Consider the following 21,644-nt stretch of genomic DNA (forward strand, 5'->3'; position numbering starts at 1 on the left):
GTTATGCAGCTGACGCCCTGAGGTTTAAGGCCGTCGGAACAGCACAATGCTGCGGCCATCGAGTTCAAAATCCTTCTCGCGCGTGATCACCACACCGGGTTTGACCTTCTCAGAGGTTGACAGCTCCAGCACCCAGCCGCCTTCGCCAAACTGCGGAATACGAAACGGCACCGTCCCTTCGAACGGGTTGAAGAGCATCAGTACGTCGTGCCAGATCCCTTCCTGGCCCTGCAAATCGGCGCGTCCGATATGCACGCCCAGCGTCGTTCCCTCTTCCCACTGCTCCGGTTGCTGGAAACCACCGCCGGCATTAAACCAGGCAATCTCCATCCCGTCGCGCCAGTTTTCCCGCCGCAGCAGCGGCTGTGACGCGCGCAGCGCAATCAGCTGGCGGGTAAATTCACGCAGCGCCTCGCCCTCGCCCTGAATCTCATCCCAGTGGATCCAGGAAATTTCGCTATCCTGGCAGTAGCCATTGTTATTCCCCTGCTGGGTACGGCCAAACTCATCGCCCGCGAGGATCATTGGCGTACCGTGCGAGAATAGCAGCGTGGTGAGGAAGTTCCGCTGCTGGCGGGCGCGCACCGCAAGAATGCCTTCATCGTCCGTTGGCCCTTCCGCGCCATAATTGTATGACCGGTTGTCGTTATGCCCGTCGTTATTGTCTTCGCCGTTGGCCTCATTGTGTTTGTCGTTATACGACACCAAATCACGCAGCGTGAAACCATCATGCGCAGTAATAAAGTTGACGCTTGCCCATGGGCGACGACCACGCTGATCGTACAAATCACCGGAGCCGAGCAGACGCGCGGCGAAATCCGTCGAGACATTATCGCCCTTCCAGTATTCGCGCAGCGTATCGCGGTATTTGTCGTTCCACTCCGCCCATCCCGGCGGGAAACCGCCGACCTGATAACCGCCAGGGCCGATATCCCACGGCTCGCCGATCAGTTTCAGCTTCGACAATACCGGGTCCTGCGTCATGGCATCGAAAAATCCGCCGCGCTGATCGAACCCTTCCGGCTCGCGACCGAGAATAGTGCCAAGATCGAAACGAAAACCGTCGATATGCATCGATTCCGCCCAGTAACGCAGGGAATCCATCACCATCTGCAATACACGCGGATGCGAGGTATTCACCGTATTGCCGGTACCGGTATCGTTGATGTAGTAACGGTGTTGATCGGGCAACGTGCGGTAGTAAGAGAAGTTATCGATACCTTTGAAAGAGAGCGTCGGGCCAAGCTCGTTGCCTTCTGCCGTATGGTTATAAACCACATCGAGGATCACTTCGATCCCGGCATCGTGAAACGCCCGCACCATCTCGCGGAAACCCTGAATACCACGCGGGCCGTAATAGCGCGACGCTGGCGCAAAGAAACCGAGCGTGTTGTAGCCCCAGAAATTGCGCAACCCTTTATCCAGCAAATGCTGATCGTCCGGGAACCAGTGCACTGGCAGCAGTTCAACGCTGGTAATGCCGAGGCTGCGGATATAATCAACCGTCGCCTTATGCCCCATACCTTCAAAGGTACCGCGCAGTTCCGCAGGCAGCGCCGGGTTAAGCTGGGTAAAGCCTTTGACATGAGTTTCGTAGATCACCGTGCGCGGCCAGGCAATAGTCGGGCGGTTCTGATCCTGCCAGTCAAATTCCTGTGTATCGATAACCCGGCATTTTGGCGTAAAGGGAGCGCTGTCCTGTTCGTCGAAGGTCAGATCTTTATCTTCATGGTGGAGATCATAGGCAAAGTGCGCCGCATTCCACTCAATATTACCGACCAGCTCACGCGCGTAAGGATCAATCAGCAGTTTATTCGGGTTGAAACGGTGACCATTTTCCGGATCGAACGGGCCATAGACGCGATAGCCATACAGCGCGCCCGGTTGCAGGCCGGGCACATAACCGTGCCAGATCTCATGCGTGTTTTCCGGTAGCGTCAGCCTGGCGATCTCCTCCTTGCCAGTGGCATCGTACAAACAGAGTTCTACGCGTTCGGCGTGCGCCGAAAAAAGCGCGAAGTTAACCCCCTCGCCATCGAAATTTGCCCCCAGTTGCTGGCCGTGCCCTGCCGTAATGTAAAAATCAGACATGGTTCCCTCTCTGTTTAAACAGTGTTACCTGATATCACAATGCTGCATACCGCTTTACGCACTCACCAGCGCCGCGAATGTGTAGCCGCCAATAGAACGCAGATGGACGCTGTCACTCAGGGCGAACTCTTCTCCGCTGAGAAGATCGCGCCAGCGACGGTTCGCCAGCCCCGCAGGCAGCGACACCACCGCGCCGCTCAGGCTGCCCTCCAGCGCGCCAAACAGTAGGCGCGGCGCCAGCACAATTAACGCTGCGTCGTTATCCTGGCGGGCAAAAGCAATGATGTTGTCCGCCTGCGGGCCGGAGGTGGTCAGCGGCAGATAGTCGCCGCGCTGAAAAAGCCGGGGTTTCTGCTGGCGTAACTGCAACAACCGGGCGATAAAAAACTGTTTCAGTTGCCCGCTGTTCCAGCTCTCCTGCGAGTGCGGATCGGCCTGCTCTTCATCGCTCAGCAGCCGTTCCAGCTCCGCATAATCCGGCTCCAGCCGGTTATCCGGGTCGACCAGGCTGAAGTTCAGCGCCTCGCTGCCCTGGTAGATATCCGGCACGCCCGGCGCGGCCAGTTTAATTAAGGTCTGTGTCAGGCTGTTGACCAGCCCGGCGCGAATAAACGGTTGTAAAGCGGCGGTGAAATCCTGCAAGAACGCCTGATTTTCCGGGGAAAGCAGATGGCGGGCATAATCGAGCACTGCATTTTCATAAGCGTCGTTGGTTTCGATCCAGTCAGTGCGCTGCTTCGCTTCGCGCAGCGCTTTCTCCAGAAACTCAATAAACCGCGACTCCAGCGCCTGTAACCCCTGCGCATCATCCGCCTGTAATGTCGCTGGCCAGACGCCCGCCAGCGCCTGATAGATCATCCAGGCCACTGCCGGTCTTGGTGCCGGGCCATCGTCGAGCAGCACCACTTTTTCGCGGTTGAGATGACGCCAGCGCGTCACGCAATCCGCCCACTGTTGCGGCGCTTCGGTCAGCGTATAGAGCCGGGCGCGGGCATCTTCTCCGCGTTTGGTATCGTGCGTGGAGGTGGCTGACAGCGCATCCGGCTGCTGTTCCAGCCGCGTCTGCATCTCGCGGTGAAAACGCTGCAATGAGAAGGTGCGCGGCAACGGTTCTGCGCCCACTTCATTGAGCGCCAGATCCATGTTCTGGCGAAAGAACAGCGTATCCTCCACCGCTTTCGCCATCAGCGGCCCGGTCAGTTGCTGGAAACGGGTACGAAAATGGGCCGCCTGATGCAGCATGCTTTTTGCCACGTCGCCATGCAGGATGCGGGTGATAAAATCCAGTGCGGCCGGGTCCGGCGCATGTTCGCTCCCCCTGACCCAGGCGACCACTTTCGCCAGCCGCTCAGCGTCGGCGGGCATCAAGCCTTGCGCAGTGCCATAGGTACGATAAACCGGAAAAGCGATCAGCAATTCCCGCAGCGCCTGGCGTACCGCTTTGGCCTGCGGCACCGGAATTTCAGCGTGACCAATCTCTACCGCCAGCCGCACCAGCGTGTTGAACTCGCCAGCGAAATTGCGATCGACCATTAACCGCTTTGCGGCCCGTAACTCCGCGTGCATATCGACGGCTTTGCCCGTCACCTGATGCCAGGCTTTACGCAAATCGTCGAGCTGCTCATTGTCCACCAGCACATCCGACAGCGCGGCGATAAACTCATAGCCGGTCGTACCGGAAACCGGCCAGTCGGCGGGCAGTTGCTCCCCTTTACCGAGAATTTTTTCCACCGTGATATAGCACTCCGGCCCGGTTTTCTGGCGCAAACGGCGCAGATATCCCAGCGGATCGGCCAACCCGTCAACGTGATCGACGCGCAAACCGTCAACAACACCGCTGTTCACCAGTTCGAGAATCAGACGATGGCTGTCGTCAAATACCGCCTCATCTTCAACCCGCACACCAACCAGCCCGGTTATCTCAAAAAATCGCCGGTACGACAGATCGCTTGCCGCCGTGCGCCAGCAGGTTAAGCGCCACGGCTGAAGCTCATGCAGCGCAATCAGATCGCGGCTGTCACGAAGCGCCAGCACTTCTGTTTCGCGCCCCTGCCAGCTTTCCGCCACCAGCGGGTAAACATTGTCGAAATAGACAAAAACGGGATGACCAGTTTGTGGATCGGCCTGAACGGTAAGTTCGCCCTTTTCCACTACCGTGGCGAAATCGTCGCCGAGGAAAGGCAATGTCAGCGGTCGCGACCAGTCAATATCGAAATGGCGCGCGTACCGGCTGCTCTGCCCTTGTGCGATGACATCGCGCCACCACGGGTTTTCCAGCGAGGCGGCCATATGATTGGGCACAATATCGAGAATTAACCCCATCCCGGCGCCCTTCAGCGCCGCCGCCATGCGCATAAACGCATCGCGACCGCCCAGCGCCGGATCGATCTCGTTGGCGTCGGTCACGTCGTAGCCGTGTGTCGAACCGCGGGTGGCGGTAAAAATCGGCGAAGCGTAAAGATGGCTGATCCCCAGCCGTTTAAGATAGGGAATGCGGGCCATCGCCCGGTCAAAGGTCATGCCATTACGAAACTGGATACGGTACGTTGCGGTGGGCGTGCTCATGCTTCTCTCCCTGCAAGACGAACGATAATGGCATTCGGCGCTAATTCAGATTGCGCCTGCGGCAAGGCAAACAGTGTGTTACCGGGCATCGCTGGCAGCGGCTGCGGCGTGTCGCCCAGATTCAGCGCCAGCGAGAGCGTTCCCTGCGGGAAACGCCAGCAGACGGCGAGAAAACCGGGCGCGGTAGCCAGCACCTCCCCCTGATGGCCGCCCGCTTTTGCCAGCAGCGGCACAATATGCTGCTGACGCAGCGCCAGCAGTTGCTTTGTCAGCGCCAGCCACGCTTTGCCCTCGGCGCTGTGCACTGTTTGCCAGTTCAGCTTCGAGCGGGCAAACGTTGTCGGGTCATTCGGATCGGGCACCGTTTCGCCGTGTCCGGCATGGCCCGCGAACTCCTTTGCCCGGCCTTCGCGCACGGCCTGCGCCAGATCGCCATGGAAATCAGTGAAAAAGAGGAACGGCTGCGTTTCGCCATACTCTTCGCCCATAAACAGCAGCGGAATATGCGGCGACAGCAGCAGCATCGCCAGCAGCGCGCGGGTGCGATCCGCTCCCGCCAGGCTCAGCAGCCTTTCGCCCTGTGCTCGGTTGCCGACCTGATCGTGGTTCTGAATAAAATCGACAAACGCCGTAGGTGGCTGCCCGCGGCTGTCAACACCGCGCGCTTCTCCGCTCTGCGGCGAGACTTCGCCCTGATAAGCGAACCCTTCCGTCAGCGCCCGCGCCAGCAGTTGCTCGGGGTGATCGGCAAAATCCTGATAGTAAGCGTGCGTTTCGCCGGTGGCTAACACATGGGCGACGTTATGCACATCGTCGTTCCACTCGCCGCTAAACAGCGGAATCTCGCCCGCGCTGCCGCGCGGATGCAGGGCAATAATGTTGCGGCAATCTTCGGTGGTGAGGTGCACGGCGCGATCCGGGATTGCTGCACGAATGCGTTCGGCAATATCCACCAGCAGATGCTGCTCTGCGCTGTCCTCGATTTGATCGATGGCATCAAAGCGCAGCCCATCGAGGTGAAACTCTGTCAGCCAGTAGAGCGGCGCTTCCGCGATATAGCGCCTTACGGCGTCCACTTCATAGGCAATGCCCGCGCCCCATGGCGTTTCGCGTTCCGGGTGGAAAAAATCCGGCGACAGCAGCGGCAGATAGTTGCCTTCCGGGCCGAAGTGGTTGAGCACAATATCGAGCACCACCGCAAGGCCATAGCCGTGCGCGGCATCGACAAACGCTTTGAAATCATCCGGCGAACCGTAGGCCGCATGCGGCGCGTAGAGCAAGACGCCGTCATAACCCCAGCCGCGATCGCCGCCAAACTGCGCAACCGGCATCACTTCAATCACCGTGATGCCCAGCTCCGCCAGGTACGGCAGTTTTTCAATGGCCGCCTGAAAGGTGCCCTGTGGGGTGAAGGTGCCGATATGCAGTTCGTAGTAAACCGCCTCTTCCCAGCGGCGACCCTGCCAGTGCGCATGTTGCCAGCGGTAGTGGGCGGGATCGATCACCAGCGACGGGCCATTCACATCCCCCTGCTGCGCACGCGAGGCGGGATCGGGGATGGCTCTGCCGTCTTCCAGCACATATTGATAAGGTGTTCCGGGCGCAAGACCGGGAACTGTGGTTTCAAACCAGCCTTTGCCGACTGACTGCATCGCGATATCGTTAGCAGGAAGCCGCAGCGTGATACTCTGCTGGCCTGTTGCCCACAAACGGAAGCGCACCGTGCCTTCGCCGATGTCGTCGGCGCCCCAGCTTTTCGCAAAAGATTTCGACTCCATGCCTTCTCCTCTCCACGATGTCACGAGAAACAATCATAGACGATATTCGGAAAAGCCAGCGGAGCGGCGGTCAGGGAGAGTGTGGCCGGAGAACGGATTACCTCCGGCCAGGCGGGATTACGGCTGTGGTTTCCTCTCAGCGGCCTCTACTTCGCGATACCAGCGCGGGTGATGTTTCTTCGCCCAGCGACGGCTCACTTTATTCCGCTGTCGGCGGATTATTTGATCGCGGAAAATATCGCTTTTCCGAGACTGGCAATGGCCGCATTACTCTGTTTTAACGTTGCCTTTGTGTTTGTTATATAAATAACTACGATACGGGGAGTGTTATTTTCCGGCCACACCACGCTGATAATAGAACGCGAACCAAAATCCCCGGCGCCGGTTTTATCGGCAATGGTCCACCCGGCAGGCAGCGTTGAACGCAATAACGTATCGGCGACCTTATCCTCACGCATCCACTGAATTAACTGCGCGCGTGAACCGGGCTTCAATGCCGTTCCCAGCGTCAGTTTTTGCAGCGTGCGGCTGACGGCCAGCGGCGTAGTGGTATCGCGTAAATCGCCAGGTATCGCACTGTTCAGTTCAGGTTCAAAACGGTCCAGCCGCGTGACACTGTCACCTAACGTTTGCAGATAACGGGTGATGGACGCCGGGCCGCCGAGCTTTTGCGCCAGCAGATTCGCCGCCGTGTTGTCGCTGTAGCTGACCGCCGCGCTGCACAGTTGCTGCCAGTTGATGCGTGCCGGGGCGACAAACTTCTCCGTCACCGGCGAGTACGCCACCAGCGCCGAACGCGGGAATTGCGTGGTGTCCGTCAGCGCCAGCTCGCCGTTATCCACCTTGCTGAGTAATGTGCCGCACAGCAACGCTTTGTAAGTGCTGTTCAGTGGAAAACGCTCATCTCCACGGTAGCTCGCCGTTTTGCCGCTGGTGGTATCCACCACGGCCACGCCGATGCGCGCGCCAAGCTGCTGCTCCTGCAAACGTACAACCTCAGCCAGCCGGGCAGAGTCCATGGCAGCGGCATGCACCGACGGCAAGCAAACCAACAGCAGAGAACAAATTGATTTCGGTGAGAAAAACATAGATATAATCCCTGACTATGCGAAGCGATACATTGAATGAAGAGATGAATAATACAGCATTACGCTACCGCGCGTTCGGAGAACCCTTAACCACGCTGTACGCCGAAACCACCCCGCTACAGCCCTGCGCGCCGGGCATGCTTCGCGTCAGAATGTTACTGGCGCCGGTCAATGCCTCGGATCTGATCCCGATTACCGGAGCCTACAGCCACCGCATTATCCTGCCCGCGATTGCCGGGTATGAAGGCGTCGGCGTGGTCAGCGAAACCACGCCAGAAACCGCGCATTTACAGGGAAAACGCGTGCTGCCCTTACTCGGCCAGGGCACCTGGCAGCAGTATGTTGACTGCCCGGCGGAACTGGCCGTGCCGGTTCCCGATGATATCGACGATGCCCTTGCCGCCCGCGCGTATATTAATCCACTGGCCGCGCAGATGATGCTGACGCACTACCCACCGCAAGGCCAGCATGTGATAGTGACCGCCGCCGGTTCCGAATGCGCAGGCTACCTCGCGCAGTGGGCCAGACAAAGTGGAGCGAAAAGCGTGACCGGGATTTATCGCTCCGCCATTCACGCCAGCAGGCTGGCCGCAGGCGGCGTGATCCCGCTTTCTGAAACGGACAGCGCCGCCATTCGCCAGGCGGCGGCGAAAGCGGGTGTAGTGTATGACGCCACCGGCGGCGATTTGGCCGGGCTGTTATTGCAGGCGTTGCCGACCGACGCGCAGTTTATCAGCTACGGCCTGCTCTCCGGGCAACCGTTCGGCATCCAGCGCCGCCTGCCGGTGGTGCACTGGTTTCACATCCGTAACCATCTCGACTCGCTTTCCGCCAGCGCGTGGCAGCAGACGTTTAGCGATATCTGGACGCGGCTGCGCAAAAATCCGCCCGCTGATGTCACGCTGTTCCCGTTTGCCGACTGGCAACAGGCAATCGCGTTTTATCACCAGCCGGGCCGGATAACGAAACCGCTGTTGTCGATGCGCTGATTTATGTGCGATCTGCGGAGTACGCCAGCGCACGCTGGCCTTCAATTTCACGCAGCCGTGCGCCCAGCGTCGCCACTAAATGATCGTAAGCAATACTGCCGAGCGGCACCCGCAGCGGCGGGTTTTGCTGGTCGGCGACGGCGATAATCGCCTCTACCGTACGATCCGCATCGCCGGTAATGGCGAAATCACCGTTGGCAATGCCGCGCCGCACATCGCCTGCGGGTGTGGCATCATAAATCGCCAGCGGCCGGGCATGATCGAGGCCACCGCCAAAACCGGTTTGCGTCGGGCCGGGTTCGGCAATCACCACATCAATCGCAAAAGGTTTAACCTCCTGCGCCAGCGACTCAAGAAACCCTTCAATGCCCCATTTACTGGCGTGATAGAGGCTGAAATTGGGATAGGCCACCTGCCCGCCTTCTGATGAAACCTGCACAATTCGCCCGCCGCCCTGCGCCCGCAGCCACGGCAGCACCGCGCGCACCAGCTGAATTGAGCCGGTCAGATTGGTGGCGATTTGCCGTTCGATCTGCGCATCGCTGACCTCTTCCGCCGCGCCAAACAACCCGTAACCGGCATTGCTCACCACCCGTTCAATTCTGCCGAGCGTGCTGAAGGCGCGCTCGATTTCCCCGCGCATCGCGGCGGTATCTGTCATGTCAAAACGGCAAAGATGCAACTGCCCGCCATACTGCGCCTGAAGATCGCTCAGCGCATCAGCACGACGAACGCAGGCCACAACGCGGTCTCCGCGCGCCAGTAATTTTTGCGTCATCGATAAACCCAGCCCGGAAGACGCGCCGGTAATCAGCCATGTCAACATAGTGACCTCCTGAAGTGAGTGAATCTGTAGCCTACCCCGTCGTCAGTGCTAGAATAAGACTCACCAATCGACATGAAGTGGTGCAAAAAATTCAACAATGAAAAATGTCAGCCTTAGCGATTTGAAAGCGTTTCTCCTTGTGGCCCGTTTGCAGAGTTTTCAGCAGGCAGCGGGCGAGCTGGGCGTTTCACGCTCGGCGCTCAGCCATGCCATGCGCGCGCTGGAAACCCGGCTGGGCGTCCGCTTGTTGCACCGCACGACCCGCAGCGTGTCGCTTACCCAGCAAGGCGCGGCTTTTCTGCAACGGCTCGATCCGTTGCTGAATGCGCTGGACGATGTGCTCGACAGCACCCGTTTTCAGCCGCAGGAGCTGCACGGTACGCTGCGCATCAACGCCAATGAAGGTGGCGCGCGCTGGCTGTTACAGCATGTGGTGAGGGATTTTTTACGCGCGCATCCGCAGGTGGAGCTGGATCTGGTCACCGATGGCCGTCTGGTGGATATCGTTGCCGCCGGTTTCGACGCCGGAGTCCGGCTGGCGGAAGCGGTGCCGCGCGACATGATTGCCGTGCCGTTTGGCGGCGACATCCGCTTTATCACCATTGCTGCGCCCGGTTACCTTGAACAGGCAGGAACGCCGCAAACGCCGGAAGCGTTATTGCAGCACCGCTGCATCGCGCAGCGTCTGCCGGGCGGCAAACGCTATCGTTGGGAATTTATGCGCGACGATAAGCCGCTAACGCTGAATGTGCCCGGCACGCTGTGTCTGGACAACAGTGCGCTGATGGTGGAAGCGGTCGTGCTGGGGCTGGGCATCGCCTATGTGCCGGAACCGTATGCCCGCCAGGCGCTCAACGACGGGCTGGCGGTGCAGGTTCTTGAAGCGTGGTGCCCGCCGATTGCGGGGTTGTGCCTTTACTACGCCAGCCACCGGCACGTTCCGGCGACGCTCAGGGCGTTTATAGCCGCAATACGTGCCGTGGCGTAATCGCTTTTTTGAATTAACCGAAGGAGTGTCCACCAATATTGAGTATTTTCACAATCCGCTCTTTTTCCTGAATCATAAAAAAACACGGTCTTCGTCACTTAAGCGGATACTGAAGAGCTGGATACTTTTTTTCTGTTTGACCTGTTTATAACAAAATTTACTGCCCATCAATTTAGCGGCATCTCGCGGATGGTTTCCGGCACGAATAAGCCGTCGCCACATATAATAGTTTTTCATGTACAGCGGCTCAACGTGAATATGCTTGTTGAGACGGTATTTGTTCCTTGGCTCTGTTTCATCAACTATCCATTTTTTAATTTCACTGATTGTATCTGATTTACTGACATGTTTTCGGTAATATTTAACAGAGCCGGATAATGAGGATTGTCGCGAAGATGACGGCGCTGTATATACTGAATGCGAAAAACTCGTCATTGATTCAGCATTGTTTTCATCGGCAGTAAAATACTCGTCTTCGCTGGCGGTAAAGTACTCCGAATCTGAAATAATGCTCTCCAGGTCGTCATCATTTAACTCAATCAAATACATATAAACCTCGGTACATTCCATTGTTAAAGGCGTTGCAACCAGATCTGCAACCTTAAGTATATTCTGAGCAAATACTAGCAATGGGGAGCAAAACCGGGCAAGGCGTTAATAATATTAAGACGCCGGAAGATGCGTTATCTCTCTTATTAAAATAAAAAAGATCGCTAAGCATCGCTCTCCGGGTGCATCTGCTACACCTGTATTCGCAAATTTCGTGCGTTTACCCGCGCCCGCCTGCCATACTTCGGGCTGCACAGAACCACACCGGAGGAGAGATGCTGATTGCTCAGCTCAGTGATATTCACGCCGCGCCCGATAACGATAACCTCGCGCGACTGCATAACGCCATTGACTGGCTGCTCGCCCTGCAACCTGATTTGCTGGTGGTGAGCGGGGATTTAACCGATGATGGCTGGCACGAAGGCTATCTGGCGATTGCCGCAGAACTGCAACGGTTGTACTGCCGCACACACATTATCCCCGGCAATGCCGACGATAAAGCGGTGATGTGCGCCCGCCTGCCCGCCTTTATCCATCATCACGCCGATGACGCCATGCACTTTTGCCAGCAGCTTGACGGCGTGGCGGTCATTGGCCTGGATGTGACCGTCGCGGGCGAAATCCGGGGCGATATCCGCCCGCATCTGCCGTGGCTGAAAAGCGCTCTCGCCGCCAGCCCGCAACCGGCACTGCTGTTTTTGCATCAGCACCTGTTCCCCAGCGGCATCGCACCGCTTGATGGCGCGATGTGCGATGGCGCAGAGGAACTGCGCCAGTTGCTTCACACCCTGCCGTTCCCGCCGCTGGCGCTGTGCAGCGGGCACGTTCACCGCCCGATGAGCGCTACCTTTGCCGGGATTCCGGCTTATATTTGCGGCTCCATCTGCCCGGCAAACCCGCTGATGCTGGATGCGCAACGCCTGCCGCCAGTGGGCGATCCGCCGGCACTGATGATCCATCAGATCCGCGAGCGCCGCCTGGTAAGCCATTTTGTTAGCGTTTAGCGCCTGACCGCCGTCTCCGCAAACCGACAGCGGTCAGGCCAGCCCCACCTGCCATCCCTGCAAATCGCCTGCCGCTGAGGAAAAGAAGGTTTCCGGGCTGATAGCGTTGTTGCGAAAATGACTCACCAGCGCTGAGATCAGTGCCGGGAGAACGCGTTGGTATGTGAGATCGTGCCCCATTTCCGCCAGTATCGCGCCATAAAACCAAAAGGGGTTGTCCGGCAACGTCACTTTTTCCGCTGAAGCTGGCGCGTTGCGAACGGGCGAGAATTTTTTATAAAGCGCCAGCTCCTGATCCGCATCGAGATAGATCCGCGCGACCGGCGTGTTGACGCCATTACCCGGATAAGCATCCAGCGCCATGCCAGCCGGGCGATGACGTCCAAGACGTTGATAAATATGGTAATCAACAAAAGCTTTCAACGCTGTTGCTACCGGCTCCCAGTGACCTGAACTGATAAAACCCAGCCGGGTTAACCCTTCGGTAAATAGCAGCTCAATCCCGGACGATAACGCCTCTCGCTGCATGGTGAACCAGTCCATCGCCTGTTCATACTCATTGCGCTTCTGCCGCTGTTCAACCGTCAGATTGCCACTGGCGTAAAGTCCATTGAGTTCATTCAGGCAAAAATCTTCGACGGTAAAACCGATATCGATATGAACATCACGTTTGCGGCTGTAAGCGAGCGAAATTTCTGAACATAAAACGGCAATCTCGTCATCCGGCAGATCGATGGCGTAGCTATCGTTTAACGGCAGGATAAACGTGTCAGTGCTTTTGACGTCCATGCTCCTTTGTCGGGCAATCTTTTCAAGCTCGCCGCCAGTGTTATCCAGCGTTTTACTCTTCAGTACCTGGATATACGCCCCATTTGACGTCGGACGAGTGACCTGTTGGGTTATCCATTCCCAGTAGCATTGGTTTGTTTCGGGATCGCACAGAATCAGAATCACCGGCAACGAGTGTTCCCGCCAATAATTGATGTGCGGGGCTTTACAGTAAAAAGCCCAGCCATCGTCATTGGGGAATCTGAAATGAGAAGGACCGCACTTGATTTGCACGGCCAGCAGCTTACCGGACGCATACTTTACGCCATTTTCTGACGTCACGATTTCTATCTGGCCATCAATACCATAATCACGCGCGGTGGTTTCCCGAAATATATGCCCCAGCTTGAGCACCTTTTCTCTGACCATAAGAACACCCCGTTCTCCGGTTTCGTCAGTGGGTGGGACCTTCGGTAGTTCCATGCTGAACCTCGTTTAATTTTACGGACATTTTATGTTTGACAGCTTACGCCTTCCCGTCGCCGCATACATCTATCAGATTCTGTAGCCCTGTTATTGACGCACCTGCAAATATTACCGTTGCGAAAATACTGATGAGACAGCGCCGTTATTTGTTGACGTATACGCCTTTGCCATTTTGTTACTCACCATGCTAATAATCTTTTTAGGATTTTTTCAGGAAATAATATATTGCATTACCACTGAAATATTATAAAAAGAAAAGCGTCACTTTACGATTATTTTAATTACTGGCGGGATAAAGGAATAAATATCCCGTTCATCTTTACCCTACGGAGGAATAATTTAATGAGCAACCATCCAAAATATACCTGCTCACCCGGTCACACACGTATTATCAGTACCGGTGTTTATCTCCCGGAAGGCCGGATAAGTTCCCGGGAGCTGATGGAACAACTCGATTCACCACAGCGCTTCGGCCTGAATCGCAACTGGCTGGCGCGGCTGACCGGCGTGCGGGAGCGCTGCGTCGCAGATGATCATCTGCAACCCTCCGATCTGGCCGTACGTGCCGCGCGTGATGCGCTGGCGCATGCCGAAATCAAATTAGCCGATATTGACGCGTTGATTTTTGCCGGTGTATTTCGCGATTTCCACGAACCGGCAACCGCACATATTGTGGCGCATAAACTGGGCGAAAATATTCCCACCGCGTTTGATGTCAGTAATGCCTGTCACAGTTTTGAAGATGCTCTGCATATTATGGATGCGCTCATTGCGGCGGGCCAGGTTAAATACGGCTTAATTGTCACCGGTGAAACCAGCTATCGCATGCGGCATGAAGCAATAAACAGGTTGCAACAAACCACGGACCGCGAACTTTTTATGGAGCTTTGCGCAGGGTTAAATGTCGGTGATTGCGGTGCGGCAATGATCGTCGGGGCGAAAAAAGATCCGCATGTCGGCTTTATGGGATTTATGAAAGAATCCCGCTCGCACTATTATCACTACAGCACCAGCGGCCCGGCCTGTTCCGATCATTTATTAAAGGTGTGGATGACGCCGCTGGTGGACGAAGCCATCAGCATGGGCGAAGCGATGTTTCCGGCGTTTATGGATCACCTCGGCTGGAGCCGCAACGAGATTAAAGCCTGCGTTTCACACCAGGCCTCAACCTCGCAAATCCAGAGAATGGCCGGTTATATGGATGTGGACCCGGCCCTGTTTGTGGAAACCATCAGCACCATGGGCAACCTGATCAGCGGCAATGCGACCGTTGGGCTGCACTTACTGGCAGAGCGCCAGCAGCTTAAACCGGGTGACAAACTGGTTCTCGTCGGTGGCGGCAGCGGCATTGTTGGCAGCCATATGGGGCTAATCTGGGGATAATCGAATACACAGAAGTGCCGTTACATCGTGCGCCGGGGCAAAGCCTCCGGCGTTCGTTTTACTTTTCCCCTTCCCAGTAATCCACGCCCTCACCGCGAAAATCAACCCGGCGAAAATCTTCCTTGCCGTTGATGCGCGCTCTGGCAAGGAATTTATCAGCGTCGGGGTATTCACAAATTTCCGGGCTTTCCATGGTACTGATCGAGATATAGCGTAAAGGTTGATCGGAGGTGTTGATAATCTGATGCGGCCATGCCTTTCCCGGTGGAATACAGATCACATCGCCCTCTTCAATCGCCCGCTCCTCATCGCCAATGCGCAGTGTTCCACGCCCGTTCAGCACGATAAACATCTCTTCCTGCGCATGATGCAGATGAAACGGGCAGCAGCGTTTACCCGGCGGCAACGTATCGATTGACGCGCCGAGCTTGCTGGCGGCGGTGCCTTTGGTCAGCGAACCGCCCAGGGATTCATACAGCGGCGGGCGAACAAAATGCTCCATCTCAAGGGTATTAAAGTTGCGGATGACAAACGGTATGGCGGTCTTCGCACTCATAAGCAGTTCCTGAAATAACGTGACATCTCAGTATTGGAACGACCCATTCTGCCTGTCAATTTGTTCAGCCAGCATTTGATGGAAGATACGTGTCGCCATCGACAGTGTGCGCTGGCGCGGCAGGCAGAGATCCACTTTCACTGTGCCCATCAGCGGGTCCGCCAGCGGCACGGCGACAAAATCCTCGTGCCCGGTGGTGTCATTAACGTTCAGTTGCGGCAGGATCAACAGCGCCAGCCCTTGCCGCGCCAGCGCTTTCTGTACTTCCAGCGAACTGGCGATATAACACAAATCAAAATGCAGATTCTCGCGCCGGGCGGCGGATTCGAGCAGTTGCCGCACCGCATAGTTGGCAGGTGGAATAGCCAGCGGATGACGGGCAAGATCGGTGAGCGTCAGCAGGCTTTTCTTCGCCAGCGGATGATGTGCCGCCATCAACACTTTGTGCTGCAACGCGCAGTAGTGCGTCACCTGCAGCTCCGCGCTGACCGGCATATAAAACGCCAGCGCCACATCGGCATGACCGCTGATTAAATGTTCGGCGACATGCGGCGCACTGCCAATATCGATTTCAAACGAAACCGCAGGGTAACGCTGGCGAAAGGTACAGATAACCGGCGCGATAAAGGCGGCGATCAGGCTCTCTGCCGCGCAGATACGCACCGTGCCGGACACCACACTTTGCGTGCTGGAGATACGCTCTTTCACCGCATCCAGCTCGCGCAAGGTGGCATCCACGGCCTGGGCGAGAAACTCCCCTTCCCGCGTCAGTTTGATACCGCGCGGCGTGCGCTCGATCAGCGGCGCGCCATAATGGTGTTCCAGAATATCGATTTGCCGCGTGACGGCGCCCGGCGCGACAAACAATTTATCGGCGGCATCACGCAACGAACTGGATTTCGCTACCTGGCTAAAATAGCGCAGCGCGCGTAATTGCATATTTCTCCACCTGTATTGCCGTTATTACCCCTTTTGTCACCTTATTACGCCGGTGTTCAGATTGACAAATCAGCGGGGCAATCCTTTATTTTTCCTCGCTGCTGCACTGTAAACAGGCACGACGAACAATAATCGTGCAAAAACGGGATTGGTTTTTATCTTGCAGGGAGAAAAAACCGTTTAATAATCATCATGATGATATATCTTTTGCGAAAAATATTTGCGCACTGCTAACGAAATGAAAGCACAGTTTAAGTGCAGAGCCAGGAAAGTTATTTTCTGCCAGTCAATACAGATCACCGGATAAAAACAAAAATATCAGATAATTCAAAAAATTAGGTAAAGCAATACTATTTTCTTATTTATATTCCCCGCCCTCCAGTGAGCACATTTTTTACGCACTGCTCCTGCACAATTGTGATAGTGAACATTATCTGCGCTTGTTATATCTCAGCCATGTTGTTAATTCGTCTCAACCCCTGAGGAAGACTGTTTATGGCAAACGAAATAAATCCCGCAGCCACGCCGCCAAAAGCGACGCGTAAAGAAGTGATCGCCGTAGTCCTGGGCGCCGCCGTCGAATTTTTTGATTTCAGCGCTTACGCCACCTTTGCAGTGATGATCGGCCATGTTTTCTTCCCCTCGGATGATCCATTTACCAGTTTGTTATTGTCCGTTTCGGTATTTGGCATCGGCTTTATTGTCCGGCCGCTGGGGGCCATTTTTATTGGCAGCTACGCCGATCGCGTTGGGCGCAAACCGGCAATGTTATTAACCATGGTATTTATGACCATCGGCACCGGCGGCTTAGTCTTCCTGCCGGGATATGAAACCATTGGCATGGCCGCACCGGTTTTACTGGTACTGGTGCGCATGTTGCAGGGGCTGGCCTGGGGCGGCGAAGCTGGCCCGGCAACCACGTTTATTATGGAAGCCGCGCCCGCCGGCAAACGTGCCTTCTACACCAGTTGGCAGATTGTCGCCCAAGGTCTGGCAGGCATCAGCGCGGGGGTGATTGGCTATACGCTCACCGTATTGCTGTCACCGCACGACCTCGCCGCCTGGGGCTGGCGCGTGCCGTTCGCTTTCGGACTGTTGATCCTGCCTATCGCCATCTACCTGCGCCGCAATCTGCGCGAGACTTATCAGTCTGACAACAGCGAAGCCAGCCACTCCACCGGCAGTCTGCTCGGTGAAGTGGTGAAGAACTATCGCGGGCTGGTGCTGACCGGGATTTTTATCCTCTCCGGCAGCACCATCACGCAATATTTTCTCAACTATATGACCACTTACGCGCTCAACGAACTGGCATTTACGCCGGGCAGCGCCATGGCGTCCACGATTCTGATAGGCGTCTGCGTGGTGGTCTTTTCGCTGGTCGGCGGCTGGATGGCGGATCGCGTTGGCAGAAAGATGACCATCATTGCTCCACGTCTGATCCTGCTGCTGTTGTTGCTGCCAGGGCTTGAGATCATCAACACCTGGCGCAGCGAAATGGTGTTTTATAGCGTGATCACCGTCTTTGCCGCCCTGCAATGTATCAGCGGTTCCGGCGTACTCGTCGTGCTGTGCGAAAACTTCCCGAAATATGTGCGTTCCACCGGCTTTTCTATCGCCTTTGCCTTTGGCATTACGCTGTTTGGCGGCACCGCGCAGATTGTCTTTTCATGGCTGATCAAAGTGACCGGCAACCCGGTTTCTCCTGGTTACTACCTGATTGCCGCCAATATTCTCTGTCTGGCCGCCACCGTCATGCTGAAAGAGCGTAAAGCTCCGCAGCCTTTGCTGGCGCGCCGTCGCACCACCGTTCAGTAATCAAGGAGGAAGCCATGAAAACCGTCATGAACTGGCAAGAATGGGCAGCGCACGATGCCACTGCGCTGGCAGAACGGGTGCAGCAAGGTGAGATCAGCGCTACCGAACTGGCGCAGCAGGCGCAGGCCGCCGTCAGCCTGATCAACCCGCAAATCGGTTCCGTGGTGGAACTGTTTGATGATGCGATCGCCGCGCCACAGACCGACGGCACGCGGCTCGACGGCCCATTTCGCGGCGTGCCGTTTCTGATGAAAGATCTCGGCCCCGGCGTGAAAAACCGCCTACAGGAGCAAGGTTCGAAATTTATGCAGGGCAACCGTCCGGCGGAAGATGCGTTTCTCACCACGCAAATCCGCGCCGCAGGGTTGAACATTATGGGCCGCACCACTACGCCGGAGTTTGGCGTTTGCGGCTCGGTGGAAAACCCGGAAGTTTATGTGACCCGCAATCCCTGGGATCCGGCCTATACCACCTTCGGATCGTCGGCCGGTTCTTGCGCCTCAGTCGCGGCCGGGATTGTGCCGCTGGCGCATGCCACAGACGGCGGCGGCTCGATTCGCATCCCGGCGGGTTCCCACGGGTTGATTGGGTTAAAAAGTTCGCGCGGCGTGTTATCCATCGCCCCGGCGCTCTCCGATATCACCGGGTTTGTTTCCACGCAGGGTTGCGTCAGCCGCAGCGTTCGCGACACGGCGCGGTTTATCGACAGTTGCCGTGGCGGCGCACCGGGCGAGTTTATGCCCTACTGGGAAAGTAAACAGCCCTACAGCGAGATGATTAAGCATGATCCTGCACCGCTGCGTATTGCCGTCTCCCACGAGTGGGGCAACTACCGTTCCGATGCGCATTTTGTCAGCGAGCTGGAGCGCACCGTGCGTTTGCTGGAAGAACTGGGCCACCACGTTGAATGGGTGACGCCGCAGGTTGATTTCGCGCAGGCGTTTGAGGCGCAAACCACCTGCTATATCAGTAACTTTGCGCAGTTTATTCAGCGTCTGCTGGAGAAAAAAGGGCTGAGTTCGCCGCCGGAGGATCTGGTGGAGCCGATCAACATTCGTCTCTGGCAGAAAGGCATTGATATGTCCTACAGCGAACGCTGGAAAATGCAGGATGCCTTTAACACCGTATCGCGCGATCTGGGGCGTTTTTTCCAGCAGTGGGACATGATCCTGACGCCGACATTCTCCAAACCGACGCCGCTGCTGGGCGAGAAAAAATACCTGACGTTGAGCGATAACCCGGATGTGATGGACTGGTTCTACAACCTGTGGGATATCTTCTCTTACACCCCGCTCGCCAGCCTGACCGGCACCGCCGGGATCTCGATCCCGCTCGCCTGGCAGCAATCCGGCATTCCGCTGGGCATGCATTTTCAAACCCGCCAGGCCAACGATGGCCAGTTGCTACAGCTCGCCGCCCAAATTGAACGCGCGCTCGGCGGCAGCTTTATCCGCAACAATGTGCCGCAGGTGCATGTAAGCCGGTGAAAAAGGCCTGGCCGATTGACCATCACTCATGCCCGGTAGCGTGACGCTTACCGGGCCGACAAATATTGCAACCAGCCTCAGGTCTGGAACTGGTTCAGAACGCCCTGACGGCGCAGCGCGCATTAAATTGATTATTTACTCAACGACTCTTTGCTAGCGTATTTACGCTTAAACAATTGCAGCAGCCCTTTCACCGTGACATCTAACTGGCTACCCTCTTCATAAATGGCAGGCACGACATAATTGGCGCGTTCCTCTGCTATCAATTTTTCAACTTTTCCCTGCGTTTTTGTTGTCTTCCATTTATCCGGGTCAAAAACGGCAAGTGAGACACCGCCCTGATAGCGGACCATTTTCATTGACGGAATATCCGTATCGCCATCGCCAAAATAAATCATTCGCTGAAACGGTATCTCTCGCAGTTCAGGCTCGATAAATCTGTTTACCGCTTCATTATCCCAGGAATTATCAATCCCTTTGTTTATGCGAAAAAGAAACTGTGTTTTTGTCGTGTAATTAATCGCCTGAGCGGGCCAGATAGCTACAGTGCCATTGGCGGAATAGTGATATTTACAGGCGAAAATCATGCGAAATTTGTCACCTATTGCCGTTCCGCGAATCATCGCATCAAGTCCGCTGGAGATAATGTAATGGCAGAGTTCCAGCCCATTGTCATCCGCATATTTGTTAATCCGGTCAAACCAATCAGCAACCCCAGGATATAGCGGAATGGATTTACCATGTTTTTTGAGATTATTGACGCTCAGCTCTTGTGGATTTGTCTGTGATGCTTTTTCAACTAACAACCCAAGATAAGAAAGAATTTCATCGCCATCATTTTCTGCTGCGCGTTGTTTTACCTCCTGCCAGAACGCGCCAACATCATTGATCCCTAAAGCAGGCATAAGACCGTGCTGCGCACAATCTCCGTCTGCCAAAGTGCCATCAAAGTCATAAACCAATGCACACTTCATAATATATTCCTTATAAATCAATGGAAAAAATAATTTCATTTGGTTTGCATGTAACTATCTTGTGAAGACATTAATGAAACTTAAGCAACTTCTGAATAAAAAAAGTGCTTAATAACGATAGAACAAAGCATAATTAGTTGGCCATAGAATAGCTTTGTTTAATGGTTTTAATATTTTGTAAATGGATGGCAACGGCTAAAAGACTAAAGGAAGGAGATACAGGGATGAGTAAACGTGAAGATATTATTGATGGCAAAGAAGCTAGCTATGCAAATGGTGGACTGATTTACACGGAAGTGCTTGGCTGGGTAGATTTGGGGCATGCTCGAGGGGATGATATTCGTTCTTTGCTGGAGAAAATCCGCAGTGGGGAATTATCCGGTAATGAATTCTATAATGTTACTTATTCTCAGGGCATGACTGCACCTTATGGAATAGTTCGTTCTGGCAAAATGACAACATGGCGTATCAGGCGTGGACGCCCATCATGGGAACAGAAGAGCATTGCCCTCTCAATGATGATGACAGTAGCCTGGGAATTTGAAAATTTTCAGAATTCATTCCCCGGCAAGTACATAACCGATAGCGGTTTTAGTTGCGAAGATCTGGTTTCAGATTTGCTGGGTTTTTACCGCGTGGTATCCACTCCACACCCTTTTGACAAGTTGCGCCCGGTAAGTAAGGCTGCAGCGTTAAGACGGTGGGACTATTACGGGAAAATAGGCTCATTTAAGGTTAATACCTTTACACCGTTACTGTTCCCTGACCCAGAAAAAACACCTAATGCCCAACCGCATAATGGCGTATTACCCTCGTTCATGAAGACTGTAATGCCTTATAAAGATGTCCGCTCTGGAAATGTGATGATGCCGAAACAGGGTAAGACATTCATTTCCTTAAGTGCCAGTAGTGGCAGGATGGGACTATGAAAAGGAGCGTTAAAACCCTTATTACGGTGATCATTACCATTATTATCGCCGCTTTTGCCTGGCCTTACGTGAAAATGGAATTCGCAAGCAGTGCTTATTACACGCAGAACGACGAAAAAGCGTATGCGTTCTACACGCCAGATTTGCTGAAGCGAATGCCGCGCATCTCCGACAGATACACGTTTCAGTATATGAATATCAGTGGCCCTCAGGCTTTTGTGTATGGCATACGGTTTGAAGATACGACCGATATGCAGAAAATTCGTGAGTATCTGGCCGCTGCGGGTTACAAACCGCAAACGCGATGTGAAACAAAAGCGGAATGCTGGCGAAGCGGGCAGTCGAAAGATGTGGTCACGCTCTACAACACCACATCCCCCAATAACGTCGTGGTACAGATATACCGGAACACAAAAAAATAACGCCATG

At 55.2% G+C, this 21,644-nt stretch carries 19 protein-coding genes and 1 pseudogene; 8 read left to right on the forward strand and 12 right to left on the reverse strand.

Features of this window, described 5'->3' with window-relative positions; translation table 11 throughout:
- Positions 1-24: 24 nt before the first annotated feature.
- From glgX to bla, 5 genes and pseudogenes are all read right to left on the reverse strand, one after another.
- Positions 25-2,091: a glycogen debranching protein GlgX gene (gene glgX, locus CWM66_RS00930; RefSeq protein WP_007374993.1), complete on the reverse strand. Its 2,067-nt coding sequence runs from the start codon at positions 2,089-2,091 to the stop codon at positions 25-27.
- 54 nt (positions 2,092-2,145) lie between these two features.
- Positions 2,146-4,656 carry a malto-oligosyltrehalose synthase gene (gene treY / locus CWM66_RS00935; RefSeq protein WP_035885745.1) on the reverse strand — a complete coding sequence of 837 codons (2,511 nt, stop codon included), beginning with the start codon at positions 4,654-4,656 and terminating at the stop codon, positions 2,146-2,148.
- Positions 4,653-6,434, reverse strand: a complete 1,782-nt coding sequence (gene treZ, locus CWM66_RS00940) for a malto-oligosyltrehalose trehalohydrolase (protein WP_035885746.1) — start codon at positions 6,432-6,434, stop codon at positions 4,653-4,655. Before treZ ends, treY begins: the two co-directional genes overlap by 4 nt.
- A gap of 117 nt (positions 6,435-6,551) precedes the next feature.
- Positions 6,552-6,635 (reverse strand): annotated as a pseudogene (locus CWM66_RS00945) (formate dehydrogenase cytochrome b556 subunit); the annotation flags it as partial.
- Between the two features lie 17 nt (positions 6,636-6,652).
- A complete protein-coding gene (bla, locus tag CWM66_RS00950; protein WP_007374990.1) occupies positions 6,653-7,522 on the reverse strand; it encodes a class A beta-lactamase in 870 nt (289 codons plus the stop codon).
- A gap of 44 nt (positions 7,523-7,566) precedes the next feature.
- Between bla and CWM66_RS00955 the strand changes: the two genes are divergently transcribed.
- The gene (locus CWM66_RS00955; RefSeq protein ID WP_007374989.1) at positions 7,567-8,511 is read left to right on the forward strand and encodes a zinc-dependent alcohol dehydrogenase family protein; all 945 of its coding nucleotides are present in this window, start codon (positions 7,567-7,569) and stop codon (positions 8,509-8,511) included.
- 1 nt (position 8,512) lies between these two features.
- Here the strand turns inward: CWM66_RS00955 and CWM66_RS00960 are convergent, their stop codons facing one another.
- Complete coding sequence (locus CWM66_RS00960) at positions 8,513-9,337, reverse strand: SDR family oxidoreductase (RefSeq protein ID WP_007374988.1); 825 nt, start codon at positions 9,335-9,337, stop codon at positions 8,513-8,515.
- Between the two features lie 97 nt (positions 9,338-9,434).
- Between CWM66_RS00960 and CWM66_RS00965 the strand changes: the two genes are divergently transcribed.
- Positions 9,435-10,325, forward strand: coding sequence for a LysR family transcriptional regulator (locus CWM66_RS00965; RefSeq protein ID WP_007374987.1), 891 nt, complete (start codon positions 9,435-9,437; stop codon positions 10,323-10,325).
- A 72-nt stretch (positions 10,326-10,397) separates the two neighbouring features.
- On the opposite strand, the gene CWM66_RS00970 is transcribed toward CWM66_RS00965, so the two are convergent.
- Positions 10,398-10,874, reverse strand: a complete 477-nt coding sequence (locus CWM66_RS00970) for a hypothetical protein (protein ID WP_233218345.1) — start codon at positions 10,872-10,874, stop codon at positions 10,398-10,400.
- 275 nt (positions 10,875-11,149) lie between these two features.
- On the opposite strand from CWM66_RS00970, the gene CWM66_RS00975 reads away from it, so the two are divergent.
- On the forward strand, positions 11,150-11,878 hold the full coding sequence (locus CWM66_RS00975; protein WP_090396911.1) for a metallophosphoesterase: 729 nt from the start codon (positions 11,150-11,152) through the stop codon (positions 11,876-11,878).
- A gap of 33 nt (positions 11,879-11,911) precedes the next feature.
- On the opposite strand, the gene CWM66_RS00980 is transcribed toward CWM66_RS00975, so the two are convergent.
- Positions 11,912-13,075, reverse strand: a complete 1,164-nt coding sequence (locus CWM66_RS00980) for a DUF4365 domain-containing protein (protein WP_158262932.1) — start codon at positions 13,073-13,075, stop codon at positions 11,912-11,914.
- A 399-nt stretch (positions 13,076-13,474) separates the two neighbouring features.
- Between CWM66_RS00980 and CWM66_RS00985 the strand changes: the two genes are divergently transcribed.
- Positions 13,475-14,515, forward strand: coding sequence for a 3-oxoacyl-ACP synthase III family protein (locus tag CWM66_RS00985; RefSeq protein ID WP_090396915.1), 1,041 nt, complete (start codon positions 13,475-13,477; stop codon positions 14,513-14,515).
- A 58-nt stretch (positions 14,516-14,573) separates the two neighbouring features.
- Here the strand turns inward: CWM66_RS00985 and CWM66_RS00990 are convergent, their stop codons facing one another.
- From CWM66_RS00990 to CWM66_RS29465, 3 genes are read right to left on the reverse strand one after another with little or no spacing between them, the layout of a single operon-like run.
- The gene (locus CWM66_RS00990; RefSeq protein WP_035885749.1) at positions 14,574-15,071 is read right to left on the reverse strand and encodes a cupin domain-containing protein; all 498 of its coding nucleotides are present in this window, start codon (positions 15,069-15,071) and stop codon (positions 14,574-14,576) included.
- Positions 15,072-15,098: 27 nt separating this feature from the next.
- Entirely contained in the window at positions 15,099-16,010 is a 912-nt protein-coding gene (locus CWM66_RS00995) for a LysR family transcriptional regulator (RefSeq protein ID WP_007374981.1), read from the reverse strand.
- A gap of 56 nt (positions 16,011-16,066) precedes the next feature.
- A complete protein-coding gene (locus CWM66_RS29465; protein ID WP_369878865.1) occupies positions 16,067-16,150 on the reverse strand; it encodes a hypothetical protein in 84 nt (27 codons plus the stop codon).
- 355 nt (positions 16,151-16,505) lie between these two features.
- Between CWM66_RS29465 and CWM66_RS01000 the strand changes: the two genes are divergently transcribed.
- Positions 16,506-17,825 carry an MFS transporter gene (locus tag CWM66_RS01000; RefSeq protein WP_107146141.1) on the forward strand — a complete coding sequence of 440 codons (1,320 nt, stop codon included), beginning with the start codon at positions 16,506-16,508 and terminating at the stop codon, positions 17,823-17,825.
- Between the two features lie 14 nt (positions 17,826-17,839).
- Entirely contained in the window at positions 17,840-19,312 is a 1,473-nt protein-coding gene (locus CWM66_RS01005) for an amidase (protein ID WP_107146142.1), read from the forward strand.
- A 131-nt stretch (positions 19,313-19,443) separates the two neighbouring features.
- On the opposite strand, the gene CWM66_RS01010 is transcribed toward CWM66_RS01005, so the two are convergent.
- Complete coding sequence (locus CWM66_RS01010) at positions 19,444-20,286, reverse strand: haloacid dehalogenase-like hydrolase (RefSeq protein WP_007374978.1); 843 nt, start codon at positions 20,284-20,286, stop codon at positions 19,444-19,446.
- 224 nt (positions 20,287-20,510) lie between these two features.
- Here CWM66_RS01010 and CWM66_RS01015 point away from each other — a divergent pair, with 224 nt between their 5' ends.
- Together CWM66_RS01015 and CWM66_RS01020 are read left to right on the forward strand one after the other, a co-directional pair.
- The gene (locus CWM66_RS01015) at positions 20,511-21,215 is read left to right on the forward strand and encodes a hypothetical protein (protein WP_107146143.1); all 705 of its coding nucleotides are present in this window, start codon (positions 20,511-20,513) and stop codon (positions 21,213-21,215) included.
- Positions 21,212-21,637 (forward strand): hypothetical protein, encoded by a 426-nt coding sequence (locus tag CWM66_RS01020; RefSeq protein WP_079517956.1) that lies wholly within the window; start codon positions 21,212-21,214, stop codon positions 21,635-21,637. Before CWM66_RS01015 ends, CWM66_RS01020 begins: the two co-directional genes overlap by 4 nt.
- The last annotated feature ends 7 nt before the right edge of the window (positions 21,638-21,644 follow it).

Origin of the sequence: Kosakonia sp. H7A, assembly GCF_003028445.1 — a bacterium.
Classification (GTDB): domain Bacteria; phylum Pseudomonadota; class Gammaproteobacteria; order Enterobacterales; family Enterobacteriaceae; genus Kosakonia; species Kosakonia radicincitans.